Consider the following 6,984-nt stretch of genomic DNA (forward strand, 5'->3'; position numbering starts at 1 on the left):
GGGGCTGGAAAGCGGCCATACGAATTGCGGCCGTGAGCGGAGGTTGATGCGGGGTTGCATGGGGCGCAGGCGTGCGGCCCCATGCGGCTTCGGGAGGGTCAGAGGAGGCCGTTGGCCTTCAGGATCTCGTCGGCGTTCTCCTTGGTGACGGTCAGGGTGTCGAGGACGACGGTCTTCGGCACCTCCTCGCCGTTCAGGTGCTTCAGCGCCTGGCGCAGGCCCTCGGCGCCCGGGGTCGCGTAGAGGAAGGTGGCGGCCAGCTCGCCGTTGTGGACCCACATCACCCCCTCGCCCGGCAGCGCGTCGATGCCGATGAAGAGGATGTCCTGCTCGCGGCCGACGTCCTTGGCGGCCAGGTAGGCGCCGTAGGCCATCGGGTCGTTGTGGCCGTAGACGAGGTCGATGTCCTCGTTGGAGCGCAGCGCGGTGGCCATGATGTCGTAGGCCTGGTCCTGCTTCCAGTCGCCGGACTGCTCGTTGAGCAGGTACTTGATGCCCGGCTCCTTGTCGGTGAACTCGTGGAAGCCGTCGTGGCGGTCGTGCGCCGGCTGGGTGCCCATGCCGCCCCAGATCTCGACGACGTTGCCGGCCGCCTTGCCGGGGCCGCCGAGGGCGTTGACGGTCCATTCGCCCGCCGCCTTGCCGATCAGCACGTTGTCGCCGCCGACGAACTGGGTGTAGCGGTCGGTGTCGACGTTGCGGTCGAGGACGAAAACCGGGATGCCGGCGTCGATCGCCTGCTCGACAACGCCGGTCAGGCCGGCCGATTCCTTCGGCGAGATCAGGAGGGCGTCGACCTCCTGGCGGATCAGGTTCTCGACGTCGGCGACCTGCTTCTCGGTGCGGTCCTCGCCGTCGGTGATGATAAGCTCGACCTCGGGGTGCTTCTCGGCCTCGGCGATGATGTCCTTGTTGAACTGGGCCCGCCACGGCTCGATGGTCGTGGCCTGGCTGAAGCCGATCGTCCACTTCTTGTCCTGCGCCCGGGCCATTCCCGCGGGCAGGTAGGCGGTGACGGTCAGGCCCGCCACGGTGGCGCCGGCCACCTGGATGAATTCACGACGTTTCATTTGCGCTCCCTCCATAGCGGCGAGGTTCGGTCTCGCCTTCCGGCGGCTCTCTGGTCGCCGGATCTCCGCGCGCCCGGTTGAGGCGCAGGTTCCCGAGGATTTCGCCGAGGTTGCGCTCCTGCAGGAGCACGGTGCCGACGATGATGAGACCCTTCAGCACGAGCTGGAGGTTCGAGTTGATGTTGTGGAGCTGCAGCAGGTTCGACAGCAGCCCGAAGATGAGGACGCCGGCGAAGGTGCCGGCGATGCTGCCCCGCCCGCCCATCAGGCTGGTGCCGCCGATGACGACGGCGGCGATGGCGTCGAGCTCGAGGCCGGTGCCGGCGTCCGGCTTGCCCTGGCGGTACTGCGCCACGAAGAGGACGGCGGCGACGCCGGCGAGCATGCCCTGGACGGCGTAGGTGACGATCTTGGTGCCGTTCACGTCGATGCCGGAGAGGCGCGCGGCCTCCTCGTTGCCGCCGATGGCGTAGAGGTAGCGGCCGAAGGAGGTGAAGCGCAGCACGGCGCCGTAGATGACGACCGCGGCGAGGAAGAAGAGGCCGGGGACCGGGACGATGCCCCAGACGAGGCTCCTCAGGACGTCGAAGCCGGCGACCGCGTTCGAGCCGGTGTAGACCGGCAGGACGGCGTTGTTCTGGCCGGCGGTGAGGCGGGCGAGGCCGAGGGCGGTCACCATCATCGCCAGGGTGACGATGAAGGGCTGCAGCCGCCCGCCGACGATGACGATGCCGTTGATCGCCCCGAAGAGCAGGCCGACCGCGGGAGTGACGAGGAGGACGCCGAGGACGCCGAACTTCGTCGCGACCTGCGGGATGGTGAACCAGAGGACGAGCGCCGCGGCGGCGGCGCCCGCGGCGAGGGGGAGGAGGGTGCCGCGGGTCATGTCGAGGCGCCTCTCGTCGCGGCGGCCGACGCTGCCGGTGGCGGCCATGCTGCGGAAGAGGAAGCGGGTGAGGGCGGCGAAGACGACGAGGGCGGTGAGCGCGAGCGCCGGAACGCCCATGGCGGCGGCCGGCGTCCAGCCGGGGACGGTCAGGAGCATGGCGCAGACGACCGAGCAGAGCGCCATGATCGAGCCGACTGAGAGGTCGATGCCGGCGGTCAGGATCACCGCGGTCATGCCGGTGGCGATGAGGCCGGTGATCGAGACCTGGCGCAGCACGTCGAGGAGGTTGCCGTAGGAGAGGAAGATGTTGTTGCCCTTGGACGAGACGGGCGAGGTGAGGACGCCGATCAGGAAGATGGCGGCGAGGCCCCACCAGAGCTTGCTGCGGGCGACGAGGCTCCACATCAGGAGGCGGCCCTGAGCGGGGCGGCGAGGTGCATGATCGCCTCCTCGCTGGCCTCGGCGCGGGTGAGCTCGCCGGTCTTGCGGCCCTGGGCCATGACCAGGATGCGGTCGGCGAGGAGGAGGAGCTCGGGCAGCTCGGAGGAGACCATCAGGATGGCGAGGCCCTCGGCGGCGAGGGCGCGGATCAGCGCGTAGATCTCCTGCTTGGCGCCGACGTCGATGCCGCGGGTGGGCTCGTCGAGGAGGAGGACGCGGGGCGCGGTGGCGAGCCACTTGCCGATGACGACCTTCTGCTGATTGCCGCCGGAGAGGGTGGCGGTCGGCTGCTCGATGCCGGAGCAGCGCACGCCGAGGCGGCGGACGGTGTCGATGGCGACCGCGGCCTCGCCGGCCGGGCGGCGGATGCCGAAGCGGGAGATGCACGGCAGGGAGGGAAGGGCGACGTTCTCGCGGATCGAGGAGTCGAGGAGCAGGCCCTCGCCCTTGCGGTCCTCGGTGACGAGCGCGATGCCGAGGCGGCGGGCGGCGCGCGGCGAGGGGATCTCGACCGGGCGGCCGTCGAGGTGGATCCGGCCGGAGGCCCGGCCGGGGGAGGCGCCGAAGAGGGTCTCGAGGATCTCGGTGCGGCCCGAGCCGAGCAGGCCGCCAATGCCGAGGACCTCGCCGGCGTGGAGGTCGAGGTCGACGCCGTGCAGGATCCGGCGCCAGCCGCGGCGGCCGGGGACCTCGAGGCCGAGGTTGCGGACGGAGAGGACGACGGGGCCTTTCGTCGCGGCCTCGGGCGGGCGGGCGGCGGTGTCGCGGCCAACCATGGCGGAGATGAGGCGGTCGCGCGACATCTCGGCGATCGGGGCGGTGAGGACATGGCGGCCGTCGCGCAGCACGGTGACGCGGTGGGCGAGGTCCATCACCTCCTCGATGCGATGGGAGATGTAGACGATGCCGACGCCCTCGGCGGCGAGCTGGCGGACGATGCGGAAGAGGCGTTCGCATTCCGCCGGGGAGAGGGCGGAGGTAGGCTCGTCCATGATGAGGATGCGGGCCTCGAGCGAGAGGGCCTTGGCGATCTCGACCAGCTGCTGCTCGCCCATGCGCAGGCCGGCGACGCGGGCGTCGGGGTCGAGGTCGATGCCGAGGCGGGCGAGGAGGGTGCGGGCGGCGGCGGACATGGCGCGGCGGTCGAGGAGGAGGCCGGCGCGGAGCGGCTCGCGGCCGAGGAAGATGTTGGCGGCGACGCTGAGCTCGGGGACGAGGTTCAACTCCTGGTGGATGATGGCGATGCCGGCGCGCTCGGCGTCGCGGACGGAGCCGATGGCGACCGGCGTGCCGTCGATCAGGATGTCTCCGGCGTCGGCGGGCTGGACGCCGGAGAGGATCTTCATCAGCGTCGACTTGCCGGCGCCGTTCTCGCCCATCAGCGCGTGGATTTCGCCGGCGCGGAGGTCGAAGTCGACCTGGTCGAGCGCGGTGACGCCGGCGAAGCGCTTGGTGATGCGCAGGGCGCGCAGCAGCGTCGCGGATTGCTCTCGGCTGGTCATGCCAGCGGCATCCTCCCCGTGCCGCCGCTCCCTCTCGCGGAGAGTCGGCCGCCGGCAGGCTAGGGCGGGAGGCGTGGGGCGGTCAAGGAAGCGCGAACCCGCTGGCAATCCGATTCCGGATTGCGCTAGCGTCCGGCGAAGGCCGGCGGGCTTTTCAGGGAGATGAGGCTTGGTCGTTCCGCAGATCGTCAGGCTGCCCGCGGACCCCGACTGGTGGCGGGGGGCGGTGATCTACCAGATCTATCCGCGCTCGTTCCAGGACTCGAACGCGGACGGCATCGGGGACCTGGCCGGGATCATCCACCGGCTGCCCTATGTGGCGAGCCTCGGGGTGGACGCGATCTGGATCTCGCCCTTCTTCCCCTCGCCGATGCTCGACTTCGGCTACGACGTGATGAACTACCGCGACGTCGATCCGATGTTCGGGACCATCGCCGACTTCGAGGCGCTGATCGAGCGGGCGCACGAGCTGGGGCTCCGGGTGATGATCGATCTGGTGCTGTCGCATACGTCGGACCAGCACCGGTGGTTCCGGGAGAGCCGGTCGAGCCGGGACAATCCGAAGGCCGACTGGTACGTCTGGGCGGACGCGAAGCCGGACGGGACGGCGCCGAACAACTGGCTGTCGATCTTCGGCGGGCCGGGGTGGGAGTGGGACAGCGAGCGGTTGCAGTACTACCAGCACAATTTCCTCAAGGAGCAGCCGGACCTGAACTTCCACGAGCCGGAGGTGCAGGAGGAGCTCTTGGCGGTGGCGCGCTTCTGGCTGGAGCGGGGGGTGGACGGGTTCCGGCTCGACACGATCAACTTCTACTTCTGCGACGCCGAGCGGAGGGACAATCCGGTGCTGCCGGTGGAGCTGCGCGACTATTCGACGGCGCCGGCGGTGAACCCCTACAACTGGCAGGAGCATCTCTACGACAAGAGCCGGCCGGAGATGATTCCCTTCCTGCGCCGGTTCCGGGCGGTGATGAGCGAGTTCGGCGACATCGCGGCGGTGGGCGAGGTGGGGGATGCCCAGCGCGGGATGGAGATCATGGGGGAATATACCCGCGGCGACGACCTGATGCAGATGTGCTACGCCTTCGAGTTCCTCTCGCCGGATGCGCCGAGCGGGCGGCGGGTGGGGCAGGTGCTCAGGCGGTTCGCGCAGGTGGCCTCGGACGGGTGGGCCTGCTGGGCCTTCTCGAACCACGACGTGGAGCGGCACGCGACGCGCTGGCGGATGGAGGAGCCGGAGCTCCGGGTCTATCTCGCGCTCATCCTGTCGCTGCGGGGGTCGGTCTGCCTCTATCAGGGGGAGGAGCTGGGGCTGACCGAGGCCTATGTGCCGTTCGAGGAGCTGCAGGACCCCTACGGCAAGCGGTTCTGGCCGAAGTTCCGCGGGCGGGACGGGTGCCGGACGCCGATGCCGTGGCTGGCCGACAACAGCTATGCCGGCTTCAGCGACGTGCGGCCCTGGCTGCCGGTGGCGCCGGAGCACGTGCTGCGGGCGGTCAGCGTGCAGGAGGGCGAGCCGGAGTCGATGCTGAACTTCTACCGGCGGATGCTGGCCTGGCGGAAGGCGCGGCCGGCGCTCGCCAAGGGGGGGTTCGCGCTGCAGGAGACCTCGGACAGCCTGATCTCCTACGTGCGGACGCTGGGGGCGGAGTCGGTCTTCTGCGCCTTCAATCTCGGGCCCGATCCGATCGTCGCGACGCTGCCCGAGGGGGCGTGGCGGATGATCGAGGACACCGGTTTCGCCGGCGCCATCGTCGGGCGGCAGGTCGAGCTGCCGCCCTTCCAGGCGGTCTTCGCAGAGGCAGGGTGAGCGTCGCGCACACCCGCGCACGTGTGCCCACCCGGCAACCATATGGAATCACGGGAATTTTTTCGCGTATAGACGTTGTATAGACGCATGGCGCGGCGAATTGCCGGGCGGCGTGAAGTAGCTGTTGAATTTCTCACGTGGATTGATTAATCAGGCGGGCGCCGGCCGGGCCCGGGGATGCCGGCGCGCGGAAGCGGGCCTTGCGCCGGGCCGGGGGTCGGATCATGTCTGGACCGGGGCGACAGCGCGCGCCGGCCGGGGCCTGGAGGGCCGTCGATGTTTCTGGTCTGCGGAGAGGCGCTCTTCGACTTCTTCCTCGAGAGCGAGGCAGGCCCGGCGGCGGCGACGTATGCCGCGCGCGCCGGCGGCTCGCCCTTCAACGTGGCGATCGGGCTGGCGCGGCTCGGCCAGCCGGCGGCGCTCCTGACCGGGCTCTCGGGCGACCTGCTCGGCCAGCGGCTCAGGCAGGTGCTGGAGGCGGAGGGGGTCTCGACCCGCTATGCGATCCCGACCGACCGGCCGACGACGCTGAGCCTCGTCGGGCTCGACGCGGCAGGGGTGCCGGCCTACCAGTTCTACGACAACGGCTCGGCCGATACCGGGGTCGAGGTCGCCGACCTGCCGGCGCTCGGGCCGGAGGTGGCGGGGCTGCACTTCGGCTCCTACTCGCTGGCGGCGGCGCCGGTCGGAGACGCGATGGCGGCGCTGGCGCGCGGCAAGAACGGGCGCTTCGTCTCGCTCGATCCGAACGTGCGGCCGACCGTCGAGCCCGACATGGATGTCTGGCGCGAGCGGCTCGGCGTGCTCTTCCCGCTCGCAGACCTGGTGAAGATCAGCCGCGAGGATCTCGCGCTGCTCTGGCCGGGCCGATCCCCCGAGGCGCTGGCGGCGGACGTGCTCGCGCAGGGTGCGGGGCTCGTGGTGGTGACGGACGGCGGCGAGGCGGCGCTCGGCTGGACCCGCGGCGGGCTCTTCGCCTCGGCCCTGCCGCCGGAGGTGCGGGTCATTGACACCGTGGGCGCCGGCGACACCTTCCAGGCTGCGCTCATCGCGCGGCTGATGCGCGATCCCGCCGGCCCGAAGGCGGCCCTCGCCGGGCTCGAGGCCGAGAGCCTCGCCGGGCTCATAGGCCATGCCGCGCGGGCCGCGGCGATCACCTGCTCGCGGCGCGGCGCCGACCTGCCGCGGGCCGCCGAACTGACCGATTGAAGGAGACGCCGCATGGTCTCGACCGTCATCCCCGTCCCGCCGTTCGACCTGGTGATCTTCGGG

General features: G+C 70.7%; 5 protein-coding genes and 1 pseudogene. 2 read left to right on the forward strand and 4 right to left on the reverse strand.

Going from position 1 to position 6,984, the window contains the following annotated elements; all coding sequences use genetic code 11:
- Positions 1-98: 98 nt before the first annotated feature.
- The 4 genes and pseudogenes from Q0112_RS16720 to Q0112_RS16730 all read right to left on the reverse strand — a co-directional run bounded on the left by Q0112_RS16720 (position 99) and on the right by Q0112_RS16730 (position 3,902).
- A complete protein-coding gene (locus tag Q0112_RS16720; protein WP_297977123.1) occupies positions 99-1,070 on the reverse strand; it encodes a substrate-binding domain-containing protein in 972 nt (323 codons plus the stop codon).
- On the reverse strand, positions 1,057-2,142 hold the full coding sequence (locus tag Q0112_RS16725) for an ABC transporter permease (RefSeq protein ID WP_349770564.1): 1,086 nt from the start codon (positions 2,140-2,142) through the stop codon (positions 1,057-1,059). Before Q0112_RS16725 ends, Q0112_RS16720 begins: the two co-directional genes overlap by 14 nt.
- Positions 2,134-2,268: pseudogene (locus tag Q0112_RS19485) on the reverse strand (ribose ABC transporter permease); the annotation flags it as partial. The pseudogene Q0112_RS19485 and the gene Q0112_RS16725, both read right to left, overlap by 9 nt.
- Before the next feature lie 95 nt (positions 2,269-2,363).
- Positions 2,364-3,902 (reverse strand): sugar ABC transporter ATP-binding protein, encoded by a 1,539-nt coding sequence (locus Q0112_RS16730; RefSeq protein WP_297977126.1) that lies wholly within the window; start codon positions 3,900-3,902, stop codon positions 2,364-2,366.
- A 169-nt stretch (positions 3,903-4,071) separates the two neighbouring features.
- On the opposite strand from Q0112_RS16730, the gene Q0112_RS16735 reads away from it, so the two are divergent.
- Positions 4,072-5,712: an alpha-amylase family glycosyl hydrolase gene (locus Q0112_RS16735; protein ID WP_297977127.1), complete on the forward strand. Its 1,641-nt coding sequence runs from the start codon at positions 4,072-4,074 to the stop codon at positions 5,710-5,712.
- A 276-nt stretch (positions 5,713-5,988) separates the two neighbouring features.
- The gene (locus Q0112_RS16740) at positions 5,989-6,921 is read left to right on the forward strand and encodes a carbohydrate kinase (protein ID WP_297977128.1); all 933 of its coding nucleotides are present in this window, start codon (positions 5,989-5,991) and stop codon (positions 6,919-6,921) included.
- Positions 6,922-6,984: the final 63 nt, after the last annotated feature.

This window comes from uncultured Amaricoccus sp. (assembly GCF_937858865.1).
Classification (GTDB): domain Bacteria; phylum Pseudomonadota; class Alphaproteobacteria; order Rhodobacterales; family Rhodobacteraceae; genus Amaricoccus.